Source organism: Fusibacter sp. A1 (assembly GCF_004125825.1).
GTDB lineage: Bacteria > Bacillota > Clostridia > Peptostreptococcales > Acidaminobacteraceae > QQWI01.
Window position 1 is genome coordinate 1 of sequence record NZ_QQWI01000012.1, and the last position, 25753, is coordinate 25753.

A 25753-nucleotide genomic window follows, 5' to 3' on the forward strand; every position below is an offset into this window, starting at 1 on the left:
GACCCCTTGTAGACCACAAGGTTGATAGGTCTGAGGTGTAAGCACAGCAATGTGTTCAGCTGACAGATACTAATAGGTCGAGGTCTTGACCCAAAATGTGATTATATGAAGTTTTGATTTTGCAAAGCGAAATCAGAATATTAAGTAGCGATAGCGAAGGGGATACACCTGTTCCCATCTCGAACACAGAAGTTAAGTCCTTCAGCGCTGAAAATACTTGCCGGGCAGCTGGCTGGGAAGATAAGACGTTGCTTATTTGAGAAATGACACATCAGTTTAACTGGTGTGTTTTTTCATATGTACTGAAAGTTATATTGGACTGCAACGTCTCTTTGTTCCCAGTGGCCAGCCCGTGAGCAAAAAGCGCTCACTTACGCTGGTTGCGAGTAAAAAACACTCGCAAGGATAAGACGTTGCTTATTTGAAAAAGACATTAGTTGATCTAATGTCTTTTTTCGTTTTTGTTGAAGAGTTGGAGAGGTTTGTGGAATGTAGTATGTGGAATGTGGAATCCCTTGCGCGTTCCGCGCGTGGGTAGCTCGCGAAGCGTAGCTTCTAGAGTTTCCACATTCTACTTTCCACATTCCACAGAACTCGGTGATACTCTCAAGAGACCTTATCTGGGGTCGGGCTCCGTGAACTCTGCCCGTGAATGAAATACAATTCACTTACGCAGTCTACGAATAAAAAGCATTCGTAGCACGATTCACTTTTAGCCCACACGAGCAAAGTACGCTCGTGGTAAATCACTATCATCTCAATAAAAAAACACGAACCAATTTGGCTCGTGTGTGTGTTATTTCATTGCGATAATCGCGCCGCTTACGTATGGAATCAGCCACAATAGCCAAACTACAAGGCTGAATTTATGGAAGTTGATTTGCGCTTTGTCGTTTTTCTTGACGAGTACTATGATTGCCCAGATTGCGTGGAATGCCATTAAGCCTATTGCGAAGCCGCCTGTGATGGCGTGCCAGTTGAGGCCTGTGTGGACTGCGTCTGAGTTGCCTGCGATGCTGCTCATGATGGTTGTTCCTGTTGTATCGAAGATTAGGCCTAGGATAAAGAAGATAAGGTGTTTTAAGGTTAGTTTCTTCTCTTTATGTTCTGACCAAACACCGATAGTGTAAAACACAAGTGCCAGGCTGATTGTGATGATTGCTGTTATTAGTGGTAATGACATGTTAGTTCTCCTTTTGTGGCATGATAGCCAGCAGATATTTTAGGGTGTCGATGATTTCTGTTCTTTTGCTGAGGTCGATATCGTCAAATAGGGCTTCAAAGGAATGATTCATGGTTTCTCTTAACTCTCTTGCGATCTTTAGTCCTTCTGGTGAAAAAGAGATCCATACGCTTCTTTTGTCTTTGACATCGTGTTCCTTTTGTAGAATGCCTTGTTTTTCGAGGCGGCTTATGATTCCTGATACTGTTCCTTTTGTGAGTGACATTTCTTTGCAGAGGTCATTCACAGTCAGCTTTTTGTGATGTGCGATGAGTTTGATTACGATAAGCTGCTGGTGAGTAAGTTGATGAGCAGTCATATTCTCGTTTAGTTGACAGCTGACTTTGCCATATAACTCACGAATCAGCATGACAATTTGAAAAGCGGCGTTCTGATTCAATGGATTCTCCTTCGTTTGCGTGCGAACTAAAATAGTTTCTATGCAAACTATAAACCATATTTCTCTCTCTGTCAACTTAATTATATGCTTGACAACTTTTTTTTATCGACTATACTATATCTATGGAAAACGAATAAGCGTTGATTAGGATTATTAGGTAAGATCACATGGAGAGAGACACTGGTTGGTGAAAAGTGTTATGTGCGCTGTTACTGAACCTACCTAGGAGCTACTTAAGAAAACTTAAGTCGTGTGGTTACGTTATCAACTAAAAAGTGGGTCTATGACCTATTAGGGTGGTACCGCGGATATTACTTCGTCCCTTTGCATTGAGCAAAGGGACGAAGTTTTTTTAATTTAAGGAGAGTACAACTATGAAAATGTCAAAACTATATGCACCAACATTAAGAGAAGTTCCATCGGAAGCGGAACTGCCAAGCCATCAATTACTTTTAAGAGCTGGAATGGTTCGTATGCTTGCAGCTGGAATTTATACTTATTTGCCACTTGGACACAAGGTGATTAAGAACATTGAACGAATCGTACGCGAAGAAATGGATGCTATTGATTCTCAAGAGTCGCTGATGTCTGCGATGATTCCATCTGAGCTTTGGAAGGAAACAGGTAGATGGGCTGATTTTGGGCCTGAAATGTTTAAACTGTACGATCGTCACAATAGAGAGTTCTGTCTAGGACCAACTCATGAGGAAGTTTTCACTGATCTTATCAGACACGAAGTAAAATCATATAAGCAACTTCCACTTAGCTTGTATCAGATTCAAACGAAGTATCGTGATGAAAAACGTCCTAGATTCGGCTTGATGAGATGTCGCGAATTCATCATGAAGGATGCGTATACATTTGATAAGGATGAGGCGGGTATGAAAGAGGCCTACGAATCAATGTGGAAAGCTTATGAGCGCGTATTCGACAGATGTGGACTTAATTACAAAGTAGTCGAGGGTGATGCAGGTGCGATGGGTGGAAGCGATTCACATGAATTTATCGCCCTATCTGAAATAGGAGAAACGCAGATCGTATACTGTGAATCATGTGATTATGCTGCTACCGATGAAAAAGCGGATGTGGTCTACGAGGTCGCAAGTGCTAATTTTGAAGCCTTGGAGCTCGAAAAAGTTTCAACACCGGATACAAAAACAATCGAGGAGCTTAAGAGTTTCTTTGGACTTAGTGAAGACTGTTTTGTTAAAACCTTATTATACAATGTTCAAGGAAAGACAGTGGCAGTGATGATTCCTGGAGACAGGGAGCTTAACGAAATTAAGCTGATCAATTTCTTGGATTGTGCGGAGCACGAACTTGAGATGGCTGATGAAGAGACGGTTAAGGCTGCTACTGGAGCTGAAGTCGGTTATGCTGGTCCAATCGGCTTAAACGGCGATATCAGACTTGTAGTCGATGAGAGAATCACTAAAATGGTGAATGTCATCGTCGGTGCAAATCAAACAGATTTCCACTTTAAAAATGTGAATTACGGTCGTGATTTTAAAGGTGAGATCGCAACGGATCTGCTTCTTGTCAGAGAAGGGGACAATTGCCCAAAATGTAATACAAGACTGTCGATGGACCGAGGTAACGAGGTAGGCAACATATTCCAACTTGGAACCAAATATTCAAAATCATTAGGCGCCACCTATCTTGATGCCAACGGTAAGGAGCAACTTATTGTAATGGGATCTCATGGTATTGGTGTATCCCGTACGATGGCTGCGATCATTGAACAGAGCTATGATGAAAATGGAATCATATGGCCAGTGGCTGTGGCTCCTTATAAGGCGATTGTAACAGTCGTCAATTCAAAAAAGGAAGATCAGCAGGAGCTAGGCTTCAAAATCTACGAAGAACTTAAGGCAAGGGGTGTAGAAGTAATTATTGATGATCGTATTGAGCGTGCAGGTGTTAAATTTAAGGATGCCGAGCTTATAGGCATTCCTTTCGCTATCAATGTAGGTAAGAATGCCGAGCAGGGTATTGTAGAGTTTAAAGAACGTTCAAAAGGTGAAAAGATAGAGCTTACCACGGAAGAGGCGATTGCTAAAGTCATCGAGTGCCTGGCGCTTTAATGGTGGTTCAGATGACTACGATCTATCTAACAAGACATGGACAAACGGAGTGGAATCTTGAAGGACGCAGCCAGGGGAAACTGGATTCAAAACTGACTGAGCTTGGTAGGAAACAAGCTCAGTGGCTGGCTGAGAGACTGCAACCTATCAGTTTTGACGCGGTTTATACGAGCACTAGCGGAAGAACTATCGAGACGCAAGAAATCATTATGGCAGGAAAGTCTGTCAAAACCACAAGACTTGAAGGACTATGTGAAATGGACTTTGGTTCATGGCAAGGTAAGTTGTGGGATGAGGTCCGCGAAGAAAATCCCAAGCGATATGATGATTTTTGGAAAAATCCAAGTGCATTTGAACCGGATTGTGGCGAGTCTTATGCGACCTTTGTTAAAAGGGTGAATGAGGCACTTGATGAAATCACCCAGAAGCATGAAGGAGAGACCATATTGATTGTGGCTCATGGTGGCGTGTTAAAGGCAATCTACTCGCAACTACAGAATATTCCTTTGGATGAGTTCTGGACACAAAAACCATATATGCATTCGGCCAATCTGACGATCATAGAGCGACAAGAGGGAAGCGATACCTTCTTGCTTCAAGGCTGTATTGATCATTATCCTGAACAGGAAAAAGCAAAATTTGACTACTAAATAGAAAGAGGCCACACCTTAAATCGGGGTGTGGCCTCTCTTTTAGAGGTCTTTAATCTCAAGTTCTTCTGCGTAGACGGTGAAGGCGTCAAAACCTTGCTCGGCCAGACGTTCTATCTGCTTACCGAATTTTTTCTTTTTCGCGAAAACAGAGACTACCGAATAGGTTTCTCTTAATTCGATAGATGTTTTGATCACGTCTTTCAAGGAGTCACGCGTGTCATAAAAAAGTGCTAGGCGCGTACCTGTAGGGATATCACGTTTTTCTTCTCTTAAAATATCGATAATTCGCTCGTAGCCGATAGAAAACCCGCAGGCCGGCACATCGATTCCGCTAAGCTTGCCGATCATTTCATCGTAACGACCACCACCGCCGACTGCATAACCAAGTGAGCCGTAAAATACTTCGAATATGGTACTTGTATAGTATCCCATGCCTCTGACGAGTGAATAGTCGAATACGATCTTGTAGTTTGCAGCTACTGATTCAATAACTTCGATAATTTCATTGATGTTCTCAAAGCCCTCTGCAGAAAGTTCCTTTGCTGCTGTGAGGCCCTCTGTTGCAAGTTTGTCGCTGAGCTGCATGAGTGAAGTGATTTTATCCTCTCCATATCCTTTTTCGCTCAACTCTTCTAGGATACCGTCCTGACCGATTTTATCAAGTTTATCGAGTGTGATCGCTACATCTTGAAATTCTTCTGGAGCGAATCCTGCTGCAGCGGTCAATCCTTTTAAGATTCTTCTGTCATTGATCTTAATGGTTAGTTCATTCAGTCCAAGCTTTGTGAGCGCGCTGCCGACTGTGTTGATCAGTTCTATTTCTGTCAGGTTTGTAGCATCGCCGATGACATCCACATCACACTGGATAAAGTTTCTGTATCGGCCCTTCTGAGGACGTTCAGCTCTAAACACGTTGCCTATTTGAATTGCTTTGAATATAGGTGGCAACTCATTTCGGTTATTGGCATAAAAACGACTGAGCGGTAGCGTAAGGTCGAATCTTAAGCCGAGATCGGTAAGTGCTGATTCTGATTCTGGGATTTGATTCAACTTCAACTTGTCGCCACGTTTTAAGATCTTAAATATCAACTTAGTGTTATCGCCACCGTCGCTGTTTTCCAAATTGCTTAAATTCTCGATTTGTGAAGTTTCGATTTCCGTGAATCCGTTTCTCGCATACTCCTCACGAATCACTTTCATCACGTATTCCCTTAAAGCCTTGTCTTTAGGTAAAAAATCTCTCATACCTTTTGGGGGTAAGTTACTAGCCATGTCAGCCTCCATATCGTTTTTAATTGAAGTTTAAATAAAAAAACCTGTCATCACTGACAGGTAGAAGTTCAAATCCCATCAGTGCACAGCAATAAGCGCTGCACTGACGTGCAAACGCGAATTAATGATGATGGACAAATATTAGGTTTTCAATGTCAATTTTTAATAATAGCATTAGAATCACCTCTGATTAGTTTGAGTATATCGCAAACGAGAACGTATGTCAAAGTTTGAGATAAAAAAAATCGGCATGAGACGGTTATGAATTTTGTGCTGATACAAGAAATAAACGGTTGAAAAGTAAGTTGAAAAATCAAAAAAAAATTAGAATGACAAGGATGTGTTTGTGCTATATAATGTAGAAAAAAATAGGCAGGATTGTGCGTCAATTCAGAGTATTTCATCTTTTAAAAAACAAACTTTTTTTTGAAAAAAACTATTGACGTAAGTTGCTGTGTGTTATAAGATGTATTTGTTGCCGAAACAGGCAGCAAGCAAGATTCCAAGGTAGCTCAACGGTGGAGCAACCGGCTGTTAACCGGTAGGCTGTGGGTTCGAGTCCCACCCTTGGAGCCAATATAACGCGGGATGGAGCAGTTGGTAGCTCGTTGGGCTCATAACCCAAAGGTCACAGGTTCGAATCCTGTTCCCGCAACCATTCAAGGCCCCTTGGTCAAGCGGTCAAGACACCGCCCTTTCACGGCGGTAACAGGGGTTCGATTCCCCTAGGGGTCACCACAACAATTCTTGGTTGATGATTACATCGGCTGAGGATTCATGGGAGCATAGCTCAGCTGGGAGAGCGCTTGCCTTACAAGCAAGATGTCATAGGTTCGATCCCTATTGTTCCCACCATCTCAATTTTTTATTGCAGACGGTAGGTTTTACGAAGTAAATACCGAGAGTCGAGGCAATAAAAAATGGTCGTTGCACAGCAACGAGAGTACATTACTGTATTTCGCACCTAGTGCGAAATTCAATAAGCGGTCCGGTAGTTCAGCTGGTTAGAACGCCAGCCTGTCACGCTGGAGGTCGAGGGTTCGAATCCCTTCCGGATCGCCAATTAATTTTATTTTGCAGACGGTAGGTTTTACGAAGTAAATACCGAAAGTCGAGGCAAAATAAAATGGTCATCGCACAGCGATGAAATTACCTTTATGTATTCAACATGCCGATGTAGCTCAATTGGTAGAGCAATTGACTTGTAATCAATAGGTCGCGGGTTCGAGTCCCATCATCGGCTCCATTTTGCGGAAGTGGCTCAGTGGTAGAGCATCGCCTTGCCAAGGCGAGGGTCGCGAGTTCAAATCTCGTCTTCCGCTCCAATTATGGTCCATTAGCTCAGTCGGTAGAGCATCTGACTTTTAATCAGGGTGTCCCGCGTTCGAGTCGCGGATGGATCACCAATTTCATTAAGTGTAAAAATCGTGTTACGATTTTTACATTCTGCGGAAGTGGCTCAGTGGTAGAGCATCGCCTTGCCAAGGCGAGGGTCGAGGGTTCAAATCCCTTCTTCCGCTCCAAGATGGCGGCATAGCCAAGTGGTAAGGCAGAGGACTGCAAATCCTTTATCCCCAGTTCAAATCTGGGTGCCGCCTCCATCAAGAAAAACTCAATCAATCGATTGAGTTTTTTTTATGTTCTCTACAAAGTTTAGTGCTACTAAACCTTGCGTTTACATTTGTGTTGTTTTATAATACTAAACATGGAGTTTGTTTATACAAAGGAGTGTTAATTTGAATATCGGGAATAAGATCAAAAGACTTAGGTTAGAGAACAATTTGACACAAGAGGAACTGGCTTCAAGATGTGACCTATCGAAAGGATTCATTTCGCTGATGGAACGTGATCTGACTTCGCCTTCCATTGCTACGCTTGTTGATATCCTAGATACGTTAGGTACTAATCTGAATGAGTTTTTCAGCGAAGAGCATGATGAGAAAATCGTATTCGGACCAGAGGATATCTTTACGACGCAAAATGAAGAACTGGGACATCAGGTTTCATGGTTGATCAGTAATTCTCAGAAAAACGATATGGAGCCGATTTTAATCGAACTTGATCCGATGGGGGTATACACCGACGAGGAGTCTCATGAAGGAGAAGAGTTCGGTTATTGTTTGACGGGTCAAATTGAAGTGCAGCTGGGTAAAAAAACATATCGAATCAAAAAGGGTGAAAGTTTCTATTATCGCTCGAATATATGGCACCGCATCTCTAATCCTTACAAACGGCCTGCGACTGTTTTGATGATTAGTACACCACCGAGTTTTTAGGAGAGTATGATGAGCAGGATAATTGAGACAAGTAAGCTTACAAAAGTATACGGTGAAGACACAGTTGTGAATGACTTGGACGTATGGATTAATGAAAATCAGTTTTTAACCCTATTGGGACCAAGCGGATGTGGTAAAACAACTACCTTGAGAATGATCGGTGGTTTTGAAAAACCTACTTCTGGAGAAATACGCTTTGATGGGAAAAGATTAAATGACATACCGCCATATGAAAGACAGATTAACACTGTTTTTCAGAAGTATGCTCTATTTCCACATCTGAACGTTTATGAAAACATCGCATTCGGTCTTAGGATAAAAAAGATTTCTGAGAGCGAAATCAGAAATCGTGTACACAGGATGCTTGAGCTCGTAAACCTGGCAGGATATGAAAAACGAAGAATCAATGCGCTAAGTGGAGGCCAACAGCAGAGAATTGCCATTGCAAGGGCACTGGTCAACGAGCCTAAGGTCCTTTTGCTTGACGAACCGCTTGGAGCGCTTGATTTAAAGCTTAGAAAAGAAATGCAGCATGAGCTTAAGGCAATGCAGCAAGAGGTAGGGATCACATTTATCTATGTCACCCATGACCAGGAAGAAGCGCTGACGATGTCGGATAAGATCATCATCATGAACCATGGGGTCATTCAGCAGATCGGGTCTCCGACAGATATCTACAACGAGCCTGAAAATGCGTTTGTAGCTGATTTTATAGGAGAGTCGAACATTATCTCAGGGGTGATGATCGACGACTATAAAGTGGCTTTTCTGGGGCATGAGTTCATCTGCGTAGATAAGGATTTTACGAAAAATGAGAACGTTGAAATTGTGATACGACCGGAAGATATCACCTTGAACGATCCAAATGGTGGAGTGAACGGTATTGTGTCTTCTGTGGTTTTCAAAGGTGTTCATTATGAGATGCTGATTGAGTCGAGCGGATTCGAGTGGCTTGTCCATTCCACAAGGATGAGGTCAAAAGGAGAAATGGTTTCGTTGAATTTCGGTCCTGAAGACATTCATGTCATGGAAAAGGTGAGCTTATGATGAAAAGATACAGTAGTGCCCCTTATTTAGTATGGAGCGCGCTATTTATCATTATTCCACTATTGATGATTCTTTTCTTGGCTTTTACCAAAACAACGGAAGCGGGATACGCTTTTTCTTTGGAAAGTGTCTTTCGACTGTTTGATCCCTTGGTGATGCGTATCGGTATCCGGTCGTTTGTTATGGCGCTTGTGGCCACAGCCCTGTGTCTGGTACTTGGTTATCCAGTCGCCTATATGTTGACGAAACTGCCTGCAAGGGTTGAGAAGTGGCTCGTGGTCCTACTTGTGCTCCCCATGTGGATGAATTTTTTATTAAGAACGTATGCGATTCAGTATTTACTTGGACCAACAGGTCTTGTGAATCAAGTGATGATGTCAATGGACCTTCCTACGCTTAATCTGCTATTCAATGAAGGCGCGGTCCTATTCGGCATGGTTTACAATTACATTCCATTCATGATTCTGCCTATCTATACGGTCATCAGTAAAATGGACAACAAGCTTATAGAGGCTGCGGAAGACTTAGGTGCTACGGGTCGACGTGTTTTTACCCATATCATTTTGCCTTTGTCGCTCCCAGGTGTGTTTTCGGGGATTACGATGACGTTTATGCCGGCAGTGAGTACCTTTGTAATATCTGCGCTGCTGGGTGGCGGCAAGTATGATCTGATCGGTAACTTAATTGAACGCCAGTTTACCCTTAGCTACGACTGGCACTTCGGGTCTGCGCTATCTATGGTACTGATGATTATCATACTGCTGCTGATGACAGTGCTTGGCCGGTTTGAAGGGGAAAGCGAAGGTGGCGGATTATGGTAAGGAAGATTTTTGACGGGGTTTTCGACTTTTTTGATAAGCCCCTGATGCAGCGGAGTTATCTTGCGCTGATCTATGCGGTCTTGTATGCTCCGATACTTATTCTGATGGTGTTCTCCTTCAATGAAGGAAAGCGCGGAGGAAAGTGGCAAGGTTTCACCTTTAAGTGGTATGGTGAACTCTTCAATGACAGCCAGATCATGAAGGCGTTATACTATACGTTAACGATCGCACTTATCGCTTCGATTGTTGCAACTTTAATAGGCACACTGGCTGCATATGGGATTCACAGGTATAAGAAGAAATGGGCTAAGAAATCAATTTTGGCGGTCAATAATATTCCGATTTTGAATCCGGATATCGTCACCGGTGTCGCCTTGATGGTCTGGTTCGCTTTTTTATTCAATGCTATTTTTGGTATCCGTAATGGATTTTTGACGCTTTTGATAGCGCATATCACATTTTGTATTCCCTATGTGGTGCTTTCTGTTTTACCTAAACTGAAGCAGATGCCAAAAGACACTGTCGAGGCAGCCATGGACTTAGGTGCAAAACCATCTCAAGCGTTTATGAAAGTGGTTTTACCAGAAATTAAACCTGGCATCGTGACAGGTGCCCTCATAGCATTTACTTTATCGATTGATGATTTTGTAATCAGTTTCTTCACCACTGGAAGTGGTGTGCAGAATTTATCCATTTCAATTTTTTCGATGGCCAGAAAGGGTATCAGTCCAAAAATCAATGCTCTTTCGACACTCATGTTTCTTGCGGTTATTGGGCTATTGATAGTCGTCAATAAAAGAAGCAAGATTGAAGACCTTTAGGAGGTAACGATGAAAAGAATTTTAAGCGTTTTACTTGTGGTTGTAATGATGTTCGCACTCACAGCGTGCGGCAGTGACAAAAAGGTACTTTATGTCTACAACTGGGGCGAGTACATGGACGAAAGTCTTCGTGAGCAATTTACCGAAGAAACTGGAATCCAAGTGATTTATGAGGAATATGCGACAAATGAGGATATGTATGTCAAGCTTAAAAATGGTGGAACACAATATGATATTGCTATTCCGTCAGATTACATGATCGAGAAGCTTATTTCTGAGGACATGCTTGAAAAAGTTGATACTTCTTTGATCGACAATTACGGTCAAATCGGTGATGCATATAGGAATTTAGCCTATGATCCAGGTAACGAATACAGTGTCCCTTATTTCTGGGGTACGGTTGGTATCCTTTACAACGAGACATTAGTTGACGATCCTGTGGACAGCTGGAACATTCTCTTTGACGAAAAGTACAAAGGGCAGATCCTGATGCTTGACTCGCAGCGCGACTCTTTGATGATCGCACTGAAACTACTTGGATATAGCATGAACACTCGAAATGAGAATGAGCTTGAAGAAGCGAAGCAGCTGCTTATGGATCAAAAGGATTTAGTGCTTGCTTATGTCGTGGATAACGGAAAAGACATTATGGTCGCAGATGGCGCCGCGTTCATGGCGACATGGAACGGTGAGGCCATCGCACTTCAGGATGAAAACGAGAACTTGAATTTCGCACTGCCTAAAGAAGGTACAAACGTGTGGTACGACGCCATGGTTATTCCTAAAGGGGCACAGAACTACGATGAGGCGATCGCGTTTATCAACTTCATGCTGGATCCTGAGAACGCCGCGTTAAATACTGACTGGGTCGGTTATTCCACTCCGAATACAGGCGCGTTTGATCTTCTTGATGAGGAAGTTCAGAATAACGAGATCGCGTATCCGAATATCGACAACTTGAAAAACAGCGAAATTTTCAATGATCCGGGCGATTTCATAGAAGTTTACAACCGCGTTTGGACGGAGATAAAACTTAAGTAGTGAAAGTTAATTCAGAATTGTGCAACTTTAGTCAGAGCTGTTGACTTATCTCAATTTCATGGTAGAATAAATATTGTTCAAGCGTTCTTAGCTCAGTTGGATAGAGTGTCTGGCTACGAACCAGAAGGTCGGGGGTTCAAATCCCTCAGGGCGCACCATGAAATAGAAAACACCGTACATGAGGTACGGTGTTTTTTTATTGTTACAATTCGAAAAAATTGCTACAATAAGAGAAAACAGTTAGGAGAGCGACATGTTCAAAAACAGAAGAAATTTCATTGAATATCTGGTACTTTCAAGTATCGCTGTTCTCATAGTCGCCTATGTCATTGTAAATTACCTTAGTATTCAGGCTTCTATCGGAAGGTTTTTTTCTGTCCTGACTCCTTTTTATATCGGGTTTGGTATCGCCTACGTGCTCAATAGACCCATATCCGCATTTGAAAAAGCACTGGGGGGCAAGAGGGGACTTATCATCGCAGTGACCTATTTAGGCTTGATATTGGGTATTTCGATGTTTTCAGCATATGTGGTTCCGCAGATCATCGACAACGGCATCTCTTTGGGGAGGGAAATCTCAAAGGGCGTCATTGCCTTGATGAAACAGTTTCAAGGGCTTGATTTTGGTCCGTACCAAGAAGTGGTCTACGAAAATCTGAACAGGATGGCTGAAATAGTGACTACGGTCTCCAACTTTATCGTGAGCAACCTGACTCAGATCTTTATCAATATCACATCGACTTTCATGAATGTATTTTTTGGTATCATCATCTCAGTGTATATGCTGCTTGATAAACATAAGGTCTTGCAGCTTTTTAAGAATGTGACCAGATCCATATTTGGAAAAGAGAAAAGTGAACGTATCATTTTTCACGCATCAGAAGTGAACACGGTATTTTCTCACTTTTTAACAGGGCTCCTGGTAGAGGCATTTATTGTCGGGATACTGGCCTATCTGGGCTTATCTGTGATGGGTGTGAGATTCGCACTGATTCTTGGACTTATCATCATGAGTACAAATGTCATTCCTTATATCGGTCCCTTTATCGGCGCGATACCGGCTGTAACAGTCACGCTAATGTATGATCCGATCAAAGCGCTTTGGGTTGTGGTGTTTATCGTCATCCTGCAGCAATTTGACGGTAACTTTATCGGCCCGAGAGTGATGGGGAACTACATCGGATTAGATCCGATTTGGATTATCCTTTCAATTACCATAGGTGGAGGATTGTGGGGCGTTCTTGGAATACTTTTAGCTATACCGACAGGTGCGATTATCAAAATAACGCTATCTAGAATGATTACAAAATATGATGAAAAACATCATCAGGTAAAAAAATAAAAAAAGACTTGCAAGTGGCCTTGTTATGTTATAAGATATACTAGTCGTTAGGCGATACGCGTTCTTAGCTCAGTTGGATAGAGTGTCTGGCTACGAACCAGAAGGTCGGGGGTTCAAATCCCTCAGGGCGCACCATAAAAGAAAACACACTGCATATGCAGTGTGTTTTTTTATGTTCATTTTTCAGTTAAATCTCAAGTTTGCCCAGAATGATCATGATTTCATTTTTTGACCCCAGCCGATTTGGATCGACGATGACCTCTGAAAGCTTAAAGTGTGATTTGAGGTCCTGTCCAAGACCTAGCTCTGGAACGATGATCTGGGTCTTGATAGTTCTTGTGCCGTTGAAGTCGCCTGTTTCATCTACTGCGTATCCAAGCTTTTCAAAGAGCGCCTGATATTCATCTGCAAGTCCTGATGATCCGTTTCCGTTGAGGATGCGTAAAGAGTATTCGAGACTGTCTTGTTGTGGATACTGGTCCGCTGTCAAGGATGTCGAGTAAAAGGCTTTAAGCTCTGAAACCGATGGTGGATCGTAGTAGTAGATGCCATCGATCCGGTTGTCCTTGCCAGGTAGCGTATGGGAGTAGATTTTGTCAAAGTCGATATGTTTGGTTGTCTGCATTAAAGCTAAAACATCGTTTAAATTTGCATCTGTCTGAACGAACTCGGATAAGGAGTTGAATACTTCTGTGATATTGAATGCCGTGTCGAGCGTGAAGACTTTTTTCAGGTATGCGCTTAAGAAGTACTGCTGCATCTCCATGCGTCCAAAATCTCCGTAGCCTGAATTGTTGTTCCCTTTTCTAAATCGGACAAGCTGTTCCGCCTTATCGCCATCAAGCAGCTGCAAACCTTCTTGTAGATTGATATGCAGATTCTGTGTGGGATCGTCGTAATTCATCGCTTGTGGAACATAGACCTCTACGCCGCCTACTGAATCGACTACTTCTTTAAATGCGTTGATATTGATCATGATCAGGTGATCGAATGAAATATCTAGTAGCTCTTCTATCGCTTTTGCTGTCAGTGAGGCTGGGCTTTCGTAATCCGCCATTTTGGCATAGGCATGAAGCTCTGTCAGTTTGATGTGCGGACTGTGGTTTCTAATCAGTTCCTGTACGTTCTCCGAGAGGTCTATTCTGTAATCCCTCGGTATGGAGAACATCGATGTGGTATTGGTGTGTGGATCGTAGTGCACTACCATCATCGAATCGGTACGGTAGCCGCTCTTATCTGTTCCAAGCAATAAGAGGTTGATTTCCTTATCGGCTTTATCATTTGTCTTTCCATCCGAGGATTGCTCATCGTTGGGATCGATAGCGACGATATTTTCTTCAATAACAGTCCTTTTAAACGTGAATTTACTGAAGTAGTGGTGGGCAACTCCATAGCTGCCTGCGAATAAGAGCATAAAGAATAATAGTGAAAACACTATTGTTTTTTTTAAGTTGTGTTTTTTCATGTTAACCCTTCTTTCCTATCTGAATAATCATCGATAAGCATATCACAACTGCTTGATTGTGTCATTCAAAATCAAAAACCGTTATCGTTTTGTTATATTTGAAAAAAGAATTGAAATTATTTACGGTCTCATGTAAAATTAAATGAACATATGAACAATCATTCATATGAAAAGAGAGGGGATCGTATGAAAAGACAATTTAAACTGAAGCATCTGACATGTTCAGGCTGTGCCGAAGCGATTCAGAGGGACTTGAAAGGTACTGATGATATCACTAATGTAAGTTTTAATTTTGCAACTGGAGAATTGACATTAGACCTGAATGCACCTATAGAGAACCTATTTGCCAAGGTTCAAAAAATCGTTCACAGTCATGAAGAAGAAGTAGAGATCATCGAGAAGGATGACAAGCGTGTCGAGTTCGTATTTTTACTTGAGGGACTCACATGTGCTGGTTGTACTGAGAAAATCATGACAGCACTGAGAAGGGACGAGGATTATGATAATGTCTCTTATCAATTCGCTACAGGTGAACTTAAGCTAGAAACAAGTATCAAGTCAAACCTCAGAAGCCGACTTCAGACGCTGATCGACGGCTATGAAGATGGTGTTACCGTTGTTCCTTCCTCAAGAAACATTATCCAAACCCAAGCGCTGACGGTAAAGAAGAAAACGCTCTTTGAATTTTCAAGAAAACAGAGGGTCACGATTGGTGCGGTGGGCTTTATCATCGGTATTTTGAGTCAAAGCTATTTGACAGGTATTGAAATCTATGCAAAGGCTCTTATGGTTTTCGCCTATCTGGTGGTCGGGTATCCTGTCATTAGAAAGGCATTTAAGAATATTGGAAAAGGACAATGGTTCGACGAGAATTTTTTGATGACCATTGCGACAGCGGGAGCGTTCATCCTAGGTGAACTACCTGAAGCGGTTGGAGTAATGCTTTTTTATGAGATAGGTGAACTGTTTCAAGACAAAGCTGTCAACCAGTCAAGGGGGGCGATTAAATCCTTGCTCGCCATAAGACCGGATCGTGCGCATCTGATGATAGAAAATGAAGAAAGGGATATAGCTCCTGAGCTGCTTAACGAAGAGGACCTAATCGTCGTAAAGCCTGGTGAAAGAGTACCTGTAGATGGTGTTATTGAAAATGGTGCGGCGTATATCGATACTTCTGCGCTGACAGGGGAGTCGGTTCCTGTATACAAGGCGGTAGGAGAAACCCTATTTAGCGGTTTTTTAGTACAGGATAGTGTGCTTACACTGAGAGTAAAGAAAGTATTCTCTGAATCGACAGCATCAAAGATCATTGATCTTGTGCAAAATGCGACAGCCAGCAAAGCGACGACAGAACAGTTTATTACAAAATTCGCTCGTATCTATACGCCGGCGGTTGTCGTATCGGCCGCTATGATAGCCCTTATTGTTCCCTTATTCACAGGATTTGATTTTAGCATGTGGATCTACAGGGCGCTGATTTTCTTGGTTATCTCGTGTCCATGCGCCCTTGTCGTATCGATACCCCTAAGTTACTTTGGTGGATTGGGTGCCGCTTCAAAGCATGGAATCCTGATTAAAGGCGGGAACTACTTAGAAGCCTTATCTGGACTTTCGCATATCGTATTCGATAAGACAGGTACGCTGACAAAGGGTGAATTTAAAGTCACAAAAGTCGAGACGTTAAACGGTTTTACCGAAGAAGAAGTACTTGAGTATGCGGCAGTGGCAGAAATTCACTCGACTCATCCGATTGCCAAGGCGATTGTTGAAGCCCATGGTAAAAGAGTAGACAAGCTGAAGGACTATAAAGAACTATCCGGTAAAGGGATTGTCGCATCTGATGAGGCCCTGGAAGTAGTAGCAGGAAAAAGAACATTCGTTGCCGAGTATCTTACAGATACTATGGATATTCATGAGTCAAACCTCACGGAAGTCTACATTGCTGTCAATAAAAAGCTGATCGGCATACTTTCGATTAGTGATTCCTTGAAAGAGGGAAGTAAGCAGTTGATTGAAAGCCTTACTGAAAAAGGGATCAGTGTATCGATGCTCACCGGTGACAAGGAAGAAGTGGCTGGCATGGTCGCTGAGGAACTTGGAATCGCCAACTATTATTCAGGTCTGATGCCTGAAGACAAGCTAAAGCATTTAGTTGAAATCATAGATATCGAAAACGGTCATACAGCTTTTGTGGGTGACGGTATAAATGACGCTCCAGTTCTTGCGCGCGCCGATATAGGTGTCGCTATGGGCGGCCTTGGATCTGAAGCTGCCATAGAAGCTGCAGATGTGGTACTGATGAATGACGATATCGAAAGAATAATCGATGCGATTGCGATTGCAAAGAGAACCCGTACGATTGTCTATCAGAACATATTTTTCGCTCTTGGAGTGAAGGTGGCGTTTCTTGTGATGGGAGTCGCTGGTCTTTCCGGTATGTGGGAAGCTGTATTTGCAGACGTGGGTGTGGCGCTACTTGCCGTGCTTAACGCATCCAGGGTCATGAAGTTCAAAAAATAGTAAAAGCCGTCGAAAAATCGACGGCTTTTTTAGCGGGCTTTACTACTCTATGATGATGATGGTTCTTGTCTGAGCATCCCATTCCACTGTTAACCCAAATGTTTCAGCGATGAAACGAAGTGGTAGGATGGTACGGCTCATGACGATTTCAGCCTGCGAGTCAAATGGAACTTCTACAAAGTCGTTTCCTGGATTTACTGTTCCGACTTTAGCCACGCTTTCGCCGATAGTCAAGATGATCACTTTGTTTTCTCTAACAATCGTTACTTCTTGCTTGACGCCATCCCATGTGACAACTGCGCCCAAACCTTCTGCGATAGATCTCACTGGAATCAGCGTACGGCCGTTTTTGATTAGTGGCGGTACGTCAAATTTGAAAGTGACATCCTCCATGACGATTGAATCGACTGGTAGTGCTGTGAATCCAGAGTATCTGCTGTAAATTCCATCTAATATGTTCTGGATGTACTCAAGTTCACCTGGTGAGTACGATGCTCTGATAAAGGCTCTAGCATCAAATCTTGCTAAGTTTATGTCTTTTCTTAATTCTTGGAGTTGAGCAAGGAGTGCCAACAAAGTCTCTGTGTCGCCTGTATAAAGATCTAGATCGATACCGCCACCAGTTGTGATGTCGATTTCAATTGCTCCTGATGTTGTAGTGCCTGGACCGTCGTAATTGCCTTCAAGCATTTCGTTGATCTGAGCGATCAGCATCTGGATTTCTTTTCGAAGCATTCTCATGTAAGCGTCGACAGATTTTCTAGTATACTGCTCTGATTTTCTAAGTGCTTTCATTTCTTGTAGCTGCTGCATACGTTCAATCTTAGTAGTGTCGCCACCGCTAGTTTGGCCGTTTCCCTTGCCGTTTCCACCGGGGGCTGCCAACACCACGAATGTGCTACTGAAAGTCATCAGTAGGGCAAGTGTTAGGGCTAAAATCTTCTTCATTATAAATCCTCCTTAGATATTTATGAAATGGATCACTTTAAGAATTGATCCTATTCATCGCTTGTTGTTGTTTTTGTTATTATTATTGTTTTTGTTGGAGTTTGGATTGACGGTTTTAGTTGGTGTCTGTCTTGATTCTTCAATTTCTGAATCGGTGTCGTTCTTATTCTGATTGTTTGATGGGTGTTCTATCTCCTTATCTGGTTTGTTACTGTTGTTAGAAGGGTGTTCGTCGTCTTTTTCAGGTGCGTTATTGTTGTTTGAAGGATTCAGTTCATCTGGCATGTTGCCTTTACCGCTTCCGCTCCCTTGGCCTTGATTGTACATTTCCTTAATCGTATCAATTGTCTGACCAAGTGGCAACATGATTTCGTCAATCACCAGGTATTCTTCGCTCATGATTTCTTGGGCCAATGAATACTGATGGACTTGACGGTTTTGGTCAGGGGTGATGAATATTACAACGGATGCTGTATTGTCCGATGCGTACTTGGTGTGAAGTCGGGGTGCTATTCCCTTTGGAGCTGAAAGCAAGACCAAAACGCTTTCGTCATCTTGATTAAAATACTCCATGTATCCAGAAATGGCATTTGTCACTGCGTCATCGATGCCTTGACCGGAAAGGGTCGACTCGATGTAGAATAAAAGATCAGTGCCGTCTTCGTTTCTGCCGTAAATGTCGATAACACGCCTGTATAGGTTGTATTCAAGCGTGATGCTCGGGTTGATGTCGATATCTACAGAGCCGACAGGGACCGCGTATGAGACTACAAATAAGATCAAAACGATAGAGAATGCCAAAACAGTTCGTCTCATCTGTCTACTCAGAAAAAAATGCTCCACTTGGTCCGAATCAATCTGTTCTCCCAATGTGGCAGAGGTGTCGTTCACTTTTTTTACAATCCCCTCAGAAGTCATCACCAGTATCTTATCGGATGACAGTCGTTCAACTACGAGGTACTTCATAAGATCAGCCCCAATCTATAAATGATTTGACTTGTGGGAAATCTTCAAAGAAGATGATCAGCTTGGAAATAATAAAGGAGCGATGTCTTTCGATGCGCTTTCTATTAAAGTCCGGCATGTTTTCAAAAGCTTTGATCTGAAGTCGATGAGTCTTGATCAGGGCCTTATATGCCGACTCACATGCGTCAAGATCTTTAAAAAGTTCTATGATATACTGTTTTGTCTTGTTCGCTTTTGGTCTCGCATGCACAAGGTCGAGGTAGTTGATATCGAATTCACGTAATCGATTGGAAAGATTAAGTATTTCAAGCTGCAATTCCTCCCTAGTGGTCAGTTTTGCAAATTCATCCACCGATTTTGCAGTGAGTTCATTGGGGTAGTTGGTGTCGACCGTTAGCTCCTCATGTGATTTTGTGCGCTTTGCGATGCGTCCATAATCATAAAGCCGATTTCTTATCACCGCGTAAACAAACGTGTTGAAAGAACCCTTGTTCTCATCGTAGTTACGAAGCGCTTCATAAAAACCGTACATCGCGATTGCATATGCGTCATCGTTGCTAACGTCGATGTGCTTATTTAGAATTCGACCGGCTATTTTTTTTATGTACTCACGATTGGAGGCAATTAAAGCGTTCAGCAAATCCTTATCATTTTGAGCATCGAGGATATCCTGTTTTATCATTGATGCACCTCTTAACTATATATACGTATCAAGTAATCATATTTTGGGGTATTTTATAGTTACCCAGTATAAAATCTCACATTCATATTTAAGAGCATAATAATTGAACAGTTGACGGTACTTGATTGGACCTATGTAAAATGAATTATTATTATGCTCAAATTTTGGTATAATAAAGAATAGCAAACTGACAAGTGGATGTTTAAGAGGTTATTATGTCTAAAATTGGAACATTTGAAATACAAGAGAAATTGAAATCAAATGTAAAACGTTCAATATTCCGAGTGATTACCCCAGATGGAGAAGTATGTATCTTAAAAATATTGCATCAGATGGGATACTCGCAGCTCGAGTTGACAAAAATGAAAAAGGAACTGGAGTTTTCTAAAAATCTTGATCCTCGATTTGTTGTGTGCGCGAAAGAGTTTGGTGTGACTGAAGGCAACGCTTATCTGACCAGCGATGATTTCAACGGTGTATCCCTAGATGATTTGTTGTCGGGAGAACCGATGCCGATCGAAAGATTTCTGCCTCTTGCGGTGCATATGGTCGAAAGCCTTGCATATATCCATAGTAAAGGGATTGTCCATTGTGATATCAACCCTTCGAATTTTATTGTTTCAGAAGATCTGTCCATTGTAAAAATAAATGACTTCGGACTGGCCGACTACATATCAAGATCAGGCAGCACGGAAAGAGCCGATTACGATTTTAGCGGAACCGCGTCTTATGTGGCACCCGAGCAAACGGGCAGGGTGAACCACAATATTGACTTTAGGACCGACTTATATTCTTTAGGTGTTACCTTCTATGAGCTGTTGATCGGTGAAAAACCCTTTGTTTCAGAAGAAAACGATGTATTATCGCTGATTCACATGCATCTGGCTACAGAGGCGATGCCGCCAAATCAACTTCGAAACGGTATTCCTATTGTGCTTTCGGATATGATCATGAAGCTTTTATGTAAAGCTCCTGAACAGAGATATCAAAGCATATACGGATTAAAGGAAGATCTGCTTAAATTCAAAAGATTATACGAATCCAATGAACCGACACAATTTGAAATAGCTCAAAGAGATGTTTTGAGTTATTTTGTGATGCCTAAAACCAGATTTGGCAGAGATGTCGAAGTGGAGATTATGACCAATATCGCATTTCGTGTTCAAAACGGTAACAATGAATGCGTCGCCCTTTTGGGTAAAAGGGGTGTCGGTAAATCCTTTGTGCTTCGTGAACTATCAAAACAATTCGTGAAGCAAGGAGCATTCCTCATTAATGGAGCCTGTACCATACATCAGACCGGACACGTCTATCAAGGACTTTCAAATGCGATCGGCCAGATCATCAATAGGCTTCTTGTAGAGAGTGAAGAGACCATTTTAGAGGTAAAAGAGGAACTTGAGGCTGAAATAGGACCTAATTTAGGTGTTCTGATCAAAGTAATTCCATCGGTTGAAAAACTGGTAGGACACGTTGAGTTTGAAGGTTCGTTCAATCCTATCGAAGCATCCACAAGGTTTAATCAGGCCTTTACAAAACTGCTTAAAGTCCTGAAAAGGGATGCCAAGTGGGTAGTGATCATACTAGATCAGTTACATCTTGCGGATGAACCTACCTTGAACTTGATCGAATACATTTTGGATTCCACGATCAACGAGCACCTGATGGTGATCGGGTCGGTGGATGTCGATGTTTTAAACAGTTCCAACCGTTATCATGATCTTAAGATGCTGCTTAAAGACATTCGCGTGTCGACGGTGACATTAGAGGCTTTGAATGTCAAGAATGTTGAACAGTTCATGTTTGATTCATTTAAGCTGCCGATCGCGCAGGGGATCATTCTAGCGGAGACTTTGTTCCATAAGACCGATGGTAACCCGTATTTCATCGCCGACCTTCTGCATAAGCTGATCGAAGACAAGCAGTTGTATTTTGATTATGAAACAGGTCGCTGGGACTATAATTTGGATGCGGTCCAAAAACTGCCTATCACCAGAAATGTTGTAGACTCAATTATCAAGCGTATAAGCGCTGTTGATGCTAACACGATTAAAATCATGCAAATATGCGCCGTGTTCAGCGACCGGATCCTGTCGAGTCTTGTTTACGAGCTGGCTGGCATGAGCTATTCCGAGTTTATTGCGAGTCTGACGCTCGCGCTAGACAGCGGATTTTTAAAAACCAATGACAATCTGACAGATTTTATTATCGCGCAGTCTCTGGAACATCATGACATCTATTTACGTTTTGTCGAAGATGAATTGAAGCTTGAAATCTTGAAGACATTATCAAGTGAAGAACTGCTTGATTTACGTTATCGAGTGGGGATGATTTATTACACTACCTATCAGAGTATGAAAAGCAATAGGCTCTTGATAGATATCGTATTCAATTTGAATCATTCACAAGCCCTGATCACGGATCAGAAAGTCAGGATAAATTTAGCAAAATACAATTTTGAGATCGCGATGATTTCAAAACAAGCGGTTGCTTATAAAAATGCCTTAGAAGCCATTGAATCCGCGGTACTTGCGATAGGGCAGCAACCTTTTGAGAACTATTACGATCTTTCTTTTGATGTGTACCTTGAAAGGGCTGAACTGAAATATCTTAACAAGCAGTTTGAAGAAGCTGAGCTTGAGTTTGACTGGCTCTTTGATGTCGCCACTTCCAACCTCGATAAGGTGAGGGTCAACAGGATCAAACTGATCTTATATGTCAATTTGGGAGAAACCCATAAGGTGGTCAGTTTGGCGATTAAAACGCTGGAGCTTCTGGACATGAGACTCAGTGAAAAACTCAATGTGTATTCGTTGCTTAAGGATCTGGTGAAGGTTAGGTATTCAAAACCGGTACGTCAGCCGGGTGATATATTGAGATTGCCAATAGGGCGCGATGAACGTTCAATAATGATTCTAGAAATCCTGAACCTACTGATATCGGTTTCTTATTTGATTGATAAATCACTTTTCATTCAGATAATACTTAAGATGATGCTCATCTCGATGAGTCACGGTATCATGCGTCTAAGTCCGTTTGCATTCGCAACCTATGGAATCGTCGAAGCCGCTCTCTTTAAACGGTATGTCCATGCGTTACGCCTTGGCAAAACCGGTATAGAGCTAGCAAAGACTGTCAATGACTTTGAAGCACTTAGTAAAACCAATTTTACCGTGGGATTCTTTTTATCACACTGGGTCAACCATATCGCAGACAGCATACCTTATCTTGAAGAAGGCCAGAAGTTCAGCCATTATAGCGGCGATATGGTCTATTACGCCTATAACACCGCCGGCAAGTATATTGCGATGTTGTCCTCAGGCACCAACCTCGAAACGATGACTTCAGAACTTGATTTGATTTTGAAAGATGTCGAGGTGCTCAGGGTGAAGGATGTCTCAAACCTGCTTGTGGCGCTCAAACAATATGTCTATGCCCAGTCACATGGCACGGACAACTATAAGAGTCTAACTACAGAAGGCTTTGATGAATCGGAGTTCGAGCGTAAACTCAGAACCAGCAATATGCCGTCCATACTCGCGCATTACATGGTACTGAAAATGAAGTTGCTCTATACATTTGGCGATTATGAGGAAGTTTGCGATATCGCATCAAATCTGAAACCTATTTTGGGCGAGTTGATGGGACTGTATATCGCTGTGGAATATCATTATTACCTGGCACTTGCCCTACTTGCGCGTGATATGAATCCGCAAAGATTAAAATATGACGACAGCCGTATCAAAAATGCGATTAGGTCCTTGAAGCAATACAGTAATGCTAATCCGACCAATTTCGCCCACAAGTACCATCATGTAAAAGGTTGCGTCTATTTTAAGAAGAACCAATATGAGAACGCCCATCAGGAACTGAAACTTGCACTTCAGTCTGCAAATGAAAAAGGATTCGCTTTTGAAGAGGCGCTGATCTCTGAATCACTTGCAGATTGCTACGAGAGGCAGAATCTTGCGAGACTGTCTAAAACCTATATCAAAGAGGCCTATATGGCCTTCAGGCAACTGGGCTGCCATGTGAAATGTGAAATGATGATCAAGACCTTCCAAGAAATCGAATTCCATTCATTGGATTTTGTCAATTTGGAGATGAGTCGATCCATTCAAAGCCATAGCAATCGTTCGAAGCAGCTTGATACCATACAGATCATGAAGTCGACTCAACGTCTTTCTACTGAATTTGAAGAGGAAAAACTGATTAGGGTCGTTTTGGAGCTGTTACAAGAAGTTGCCGGTTCTCAAAGAGCCAAGCTGATCTTTAAAGACAATGGACTAAAGATCATCGCAGAACTGCAGGGTGAAGTATTCACACACTATAATGAAGCTGTTTCTGTGCATAGGTCCCATATGCTGCCTGAGTCTGTGGTCAATTACGTTCACAGGACTCAAGAAAGCGTATTGTTAGAAAACGCCCATGAGACATCGCAATTTTCAAATGATGACTATATTAAAAACCATCATGTGCTTTCACTGCTGTGTATACCTGTGTATCACAAAGGTCATTACTATGGATTGCTGTATATGGAAAACAACCTTATGTCAAGGGCCTTCAGAGAAGAAAGACTTGAAATACTTAGGGTGATACTGAATCAGTTTACGATCGCATATGACAATGCGCAGCTTTACAGGGCGCTTGAAAAATCGCAATCAGAATTACTGGTACACCAAGAAAATCTTGAGGATCTTGTACGTGAGCGTACCTTTGAACTTTCAAAAACAAAGCTGGCTATCGAAAATCTTCTCAATTATGTAGGGCAGGGATTCTTATCGATCAGTGAGAGTGGAATCATCAACCCTGCATATTCCAAAGAATGTATCACGATTTTCAACCATGAAATCGGTGGAGAGCGGTTTGAGACACTTTTTGCACCCTATTCTTCAGGAATGGACGCCACACTCATTAGAGGTGTCGTCGAAAAGATATTCGAGCTGGAAAGCTATGAAAGAATTAATGCTTATATGTCGTTGCTTCCGGAACGTCTGCTGATAAATGCTAGGACATTTGAAAGCTCCTACCGCTTTATTGCCAACAAGTACATCAAGCAAATAACAGTCATACTCACAGACATCACCGAGAAACTGCAGCTAGAAAGAGAAATGGAAGAAGAACGTCAGAATCTGAAGATGATTGTAAATGTCATCCGTTATCAGAATAATTTCAAAAGCAGCTTAAAGCGCCTCAGGGAATTCTTTGAACACGATTACCTAAGCGTGCTTAAAGTCGGATCTGTCAATGACGCGCTGGCAGAAGTGTATCGGATTATCCATACCTTCAAAGGGGATTTCGCACAGTGGTCGCTGGCGGTTACTGCTTCGAAGCTGCATGTTTTAGAAAACGACCTTCAACATCTGTTTGCAGGAAAACAAAACAACATGTTGACTCCTGAACGCTTGAAGTCGTATCTTGAAAATATCGACGTGGATAGTCTGATACAAGTGGATCTGACGAAAATAAACCAGTATCTGGGGGATAACTTCATCAACAGCAGTCAGATCATTCAATTGGATACGGACGATTTTGAAGCGATAAGGGCAGAGGTTCTGTCCTTGCTTCCAGAACGATATCATCTTGATGTCATTCGGGTCATGCAGCAATTCAAGTATGTCAAGCTATCCGAAGTGTTGAAGCAGTACAATGACTACATTCTTAATCTGGCGTCTAGCTTTAGAAAAGAAGTTAAACCGATCATCATTGAGGGTGAGGATATAAAATTGGATGAAACAGTGTACCTTGGATTCCTTAAGTCGCTGATTCACATCTTTAGAAACTCACTCCAATACGGAATCGAAACTACGGATGAGAGGGTGCTGCTCAACAAGCCTGCTCAAGGAACCATAAGATGTATGGCCAGCGAGTCTGCAAGCAACTTCTCGATTCAGATTATGGATGATGGTGCAGGACTGGACGTTCAGCTGTTGTCAAACAGACTTGTCGCAATGGGCGAATCGGTGGACGACAAATCGACAGAAGATATTAAACAAGCCATATTCGATCATGGATTCTCAACAGGTGAGGAAGTGACAGAAGTCAGCGGAAGAGGTGTTGGACTGAATGCGGTCTTTAACGAAGTGATTCATCTTGGAGGCCATATCTCTGTAAAATCCGAGGCTGGGAAATTCACCGCATTTGAAATCTCATTGCCAAAAATCAATAATAACTCTATTGGTTAAAGTATAAA

General features: G+C 42.2%; 17 protein-coding genes, 12 tRNA genes, 2 rRNA genes and 1 other annotated feature. Of the genes, 24 read left to right on the plus strand and 7 right to left on the minus strand.

The annotated features are described in order from the left end of the window. Together DWB64_RS15540 and rrf are read left to right on the plus strand one after the other, a co-directional pair. A 23S ribosomal RNA gene (locus DWB64_RS15540) occupies window positions 1–93 on the plus strand; the annotation flags it as partial. A gap of 47 nt (window positions 94–140) precedes the next feature. Next, window positions 141–257, plus strand: a 5S ribosomal RNA gene (gene rrf / locus DWB64_RS15545). Window positions 258–796: 539 nt separating this feature from the next. Here the strand turns inward: rrf and DWB64_RS15550 are convergent. Both DWB64_RS15550 and DWB64_RS15555 read right to left on the minus strand, forming a co-directional pair. Further along, window positions 797–1183, minus strand: coding sequence for an HsmA family protein (locus DWB64_RS15550; protein WP_129489174.1), 387 nt, complete (start codon window positions 1181–1183; stop codon window positions 797–799). 1 nt (window position 1184) lies between these two features. After that, the gene (locus DWB64_RS15555) at window positions 1185–1622 is read right to left on the minus strand and encodes a MarR family winged helix-turn-helix transcriptional regulator (protein ID WP_129489175.1); all 438 of its coding nucleotides are present in this window, start codon (window positions 1620–1622) and stop codon (window positions 1185–1187) included. Between the two features lie 131 nt (window positions 1623–1753). Continuing rightward, window positions 1754–1949: a binding site (T-box leader), on the plus strand. 47 nt (window positions 1950–1996) lie between these two features. On the opposite strand from DWB64_RS15555, the gene DWB64_RS15560 reads away from it, so the two are divergent. Then, entirely contained in the window at window positions 1997–3706 is a 1710-nt protein-coding gene (locus DWB64_RS15560) for a proline--tRNA ligase (RefSeq protein ID WP_129489176.1), read from the plus strand. Window positions 3707–3717: 11 nt separating this feature from the next. Next, a complete protein-coding gene (locus tag DWB64_RS15565; RefSeq protein ID WP_164980445.1) occupies window positions 3718–4356 on the plus strand; it encodes a histidine phosphatase family protein in 639 nt (212 codons plus the stop codon). Between the two features lie 42 nt (window positions 4357–4398). Here the strand turns inward: DWB64_RS15565 and hisS are convergent, their stop codons facing one another. Continuing rightward, complete coding sequence (gene hisS / locus DWB64_RS15570) at window positions 4399–5631, minus strand: histidine--tRNA ligase (RefSeq protein WP_129489178.1); 1233 nt, start codon at window positions 5629–5631, stop codon at window positions 4399–4401. A 501-nt stretch (window positions 5632–6132) separates the two neighbouring features. Between hisS and DWB64_RS15575 the strand changes: the two genes are divergently transcribed. The 18 genes from DWB64_RS15575 (at window position 6133) to DWB64_RS15660 (ending at window position 13114) form a co-directional block, all read left to right on the plus strand. Further along, window positions 6133–6207, plus strand: a tRNA-Asn gene (locus DWB64_RS15575). A 6-nt stretch (window positions 6208–6213) separates the two neighbouring features. Continuing rightward, window positions 6214–6289: transfer RNA gene (locus DWB64_RS15580), tRNA-Met, on the plus strand. Window positions 6290–6294: 5 nt separating this feature from the next. Then, window positions 6295–6369 (plus strand) — tRNA-Glu (locus tag DWB64_RS15585). A gap of 41 nt (window positions 6370–6410) precedes the next feature. Further along, window positions 6411–6486, plus strand: a tRNA-Val gene (locus DWB64_RS15590). Window positions 6487–6616: 130 nt separating this feature from the next. Continuing rightward, a tRNA-Asp gene (locus tag DWB64_RS15595) sits at window positions 6617–6693 on the plus strand. A gap of 108 nt (window positions 6694–6801) precedes the next feature. Beyond that, window positions 6802–6877: transfer RNA gene (locus DWB64_RS15600), tRNA-Thr, on the plus strand. Window positions 6878–6881: 4 nt separating this feature from the next. Beyond that, window positions 6882–6956 (plus strand) — tRNA-Gly (locus DWB64_RS15605). A 5-nt stretch (window positions 6957–6961) separates the two neighbouring features. Then, a tRNA-Lys gene (locus DWB64_RS15610) sits at window positions 6962–7037 on the plus strand. A gap of 42 nt (window positions 7038–7079) precedes the next feature. Beyond that, a tRNA-Gly gene (locus DWB64_RS15615) sits at window positions 7080–7154 on the plus strand. A gap of 4 nt (window positions 7155–7158) precedes the next feature. Next, window positions 7159–7232 (plus strand) — tRNA-Cys (locus DWB64_RS15620). A gap of 135 nt (window positions 7233–7367) precedes the next feature. Further along, on the plus strand, window positions 7368–7907 hold the full coding sequence (locus DWB64_RS15625; RefSeq protein WP_129489179.1) for a helix-turn-helix domain-containing protein: 540 nt from the start codon (window positions 7368–7370) through the stop codon (window positions 7905–7907). A 6-nt stretch (window positions 7908–7913) separates the two neighbouring features. Beyond that, entirely contained in the window at window positions 7914–8954 is a 1041-nt protein-coding gene (potA, locus tag DWB64_RS15630; protein ID WP_129489180.1) for a spermidine/putrescine ABC transporter ATP-binding protein, read from the plus strand. Beyond that, the gene (locus DWB64_RS15635) at window positions 8951–9775 is read left to right on the plus strand and encodes an ABC transporter permease (protein WP_164980446.1); all 825 of its coding nucleotides are present in this window, start codon (window positions 8951–8953) and stop codon (window positions 9773–9775) included. Before potA ends, DWB64_RS15635 begins: the two co-directional genes overlap by 4 nt. Further along, on the plus strand, window positions 9769–10596 hold the full coding sequence (locus DWB64_RS15640; RefSeq protein ID WP_243118991.1) for an ABC transporter permease: 828 nt from the start codon (window positions 9769–9771) through the stop codon (window positions 10594–10596). Before DWB64_RS15635 ends, DWB64_RS15640 begins: the two co-directional genes overlap by 7 nt. 9 nt (window positions 10597–10605) lie before the next feature. After that, window positions 10606–11637 carry a PotD/PotF family extracellular solute-binding protein gene (locus tag DWB64_RS15645; protein ID WP_129489182.1) on the plus strand — a complete coding sequence of 344 codons (1032 nt, stop codon included), beginning with the start codon at window positions 10606–10608 and terminating at the stop codon, window positions 11635–11637. A gap of 81 nt (window positions 11638–11718) precedes the next feature. After that, window positions 11719–11795 (plus strand) — tRNA-Arg (locus tag DWB64_RS15650). A 95-nt stretch (window positions 11796–11890) separates the two neighbouring features. Next, the gene (locus DWB64_RS15655) at window positions 11891–12979 is read left to right on the plus strand and encodes an AI-2E family transporter (protein ID WP_129489183.1); all 1089 of its coding nucleotides are present in this window, start codon (window positions 11891–11893) and stop codon (window positions 12977–12979) included. Window positions 12980–13037: 58 nt separating this feature from the next. Then, window positions 13038–13114, plus strand: a tRNA-Arg gene (locus DWB64_RS15660). Between the two features lie 52 nt (window positions 13115–13166). Here the strand turns inward: DWB64_RS15660 and DWB64_RS15665 are convergent. Next, a complete protein-coding gene (locus DWB64_RS15665) occupies window positions 13167–14444 on the minus strand; it encodes an LCP family protein (protein WP_129489184.1) in 1278 nt (425 codons plus the stop codon). Window positions 14445–14630: 186 nt separating this feature from the next. Between DWB64_RS15665 and DWB64_RS15670 the strand changes: the two genes are divergently transcribed. Continuing rightward, window positions 14631–16964, plus strand: a complete 2334-nt coding sequence (locus DWB64_RS15670; RefSeq protein ID WP_164980447.1) for a heavy metal translocating P-type ATPase — start codon at window positions 14631–14633, stop codon at window positions 16962–16964. A gap of 42 nt (window positions 16965–17006) precedes the next feature. On the opposite strand, the gene DWB64_RS15675 is transcribed toward DWB64_RS15670, so the two are convergent. Genes DWB64_RS15675 through DWB64_RS15685 form a run of 3 tightly spaced genes read right to left on the minus strand, consistent with a single transcriptional unit; the run spans window position 17007 to window position 19560 of the window. Beyond that, complete coding sequence (locus tag DWB64_RS15675) at window positions 17007–17912, minus strand: copper amine oxidase N-terminal domain-containing protein (protein ID WP_129489186.1); 906 nt, start codon at window positions 17910–17912, stop codon at window positions 17007–17009. 54 nt (window positions 17913–17966) lie between these two features. After that, window positions 17967–18878: a hypothetical protein gene (locus DWB64_RS15680; protein ID WP_129489187.1), complete on the minus strand. Its 912-nt coding sequence runs from the start codon at window positions 18876–18878 to the stop codon at window positions 17967–17969. Between the two features lie 4 nt (window positions 18879–18882). Further along, the gene (locus tag DWB64_RS15685) at window positions 18883–19560 is read right to left on the minus strand and encodes a sigma-70 family RNA polymerase sigma factor (RefSeq protein ID WP_129489188.1); all 678 of its coding nucleotides are present in this window, start codon (window positions 19558–19560) and stop codon (window positions 18883–18885) included. A gap of 215 nt (window positions 19561–19775) precedes the next feature. Between DWB64_RS15685 and DWB64_RS15690 the strand changes: the two genes are divergently transcribed. Beyond that, a complete protein-coding gene (locus DWB64_RS15690; RefSeq protein ID WP_129489189.1) occupies window positions 19776–25745 on the plus strand; it encodes an AAA family ATPase in 5970 nt (1989 codons plus the stop codon). Window positions 25746–25753: the final 8 nt, after the last annotated feature.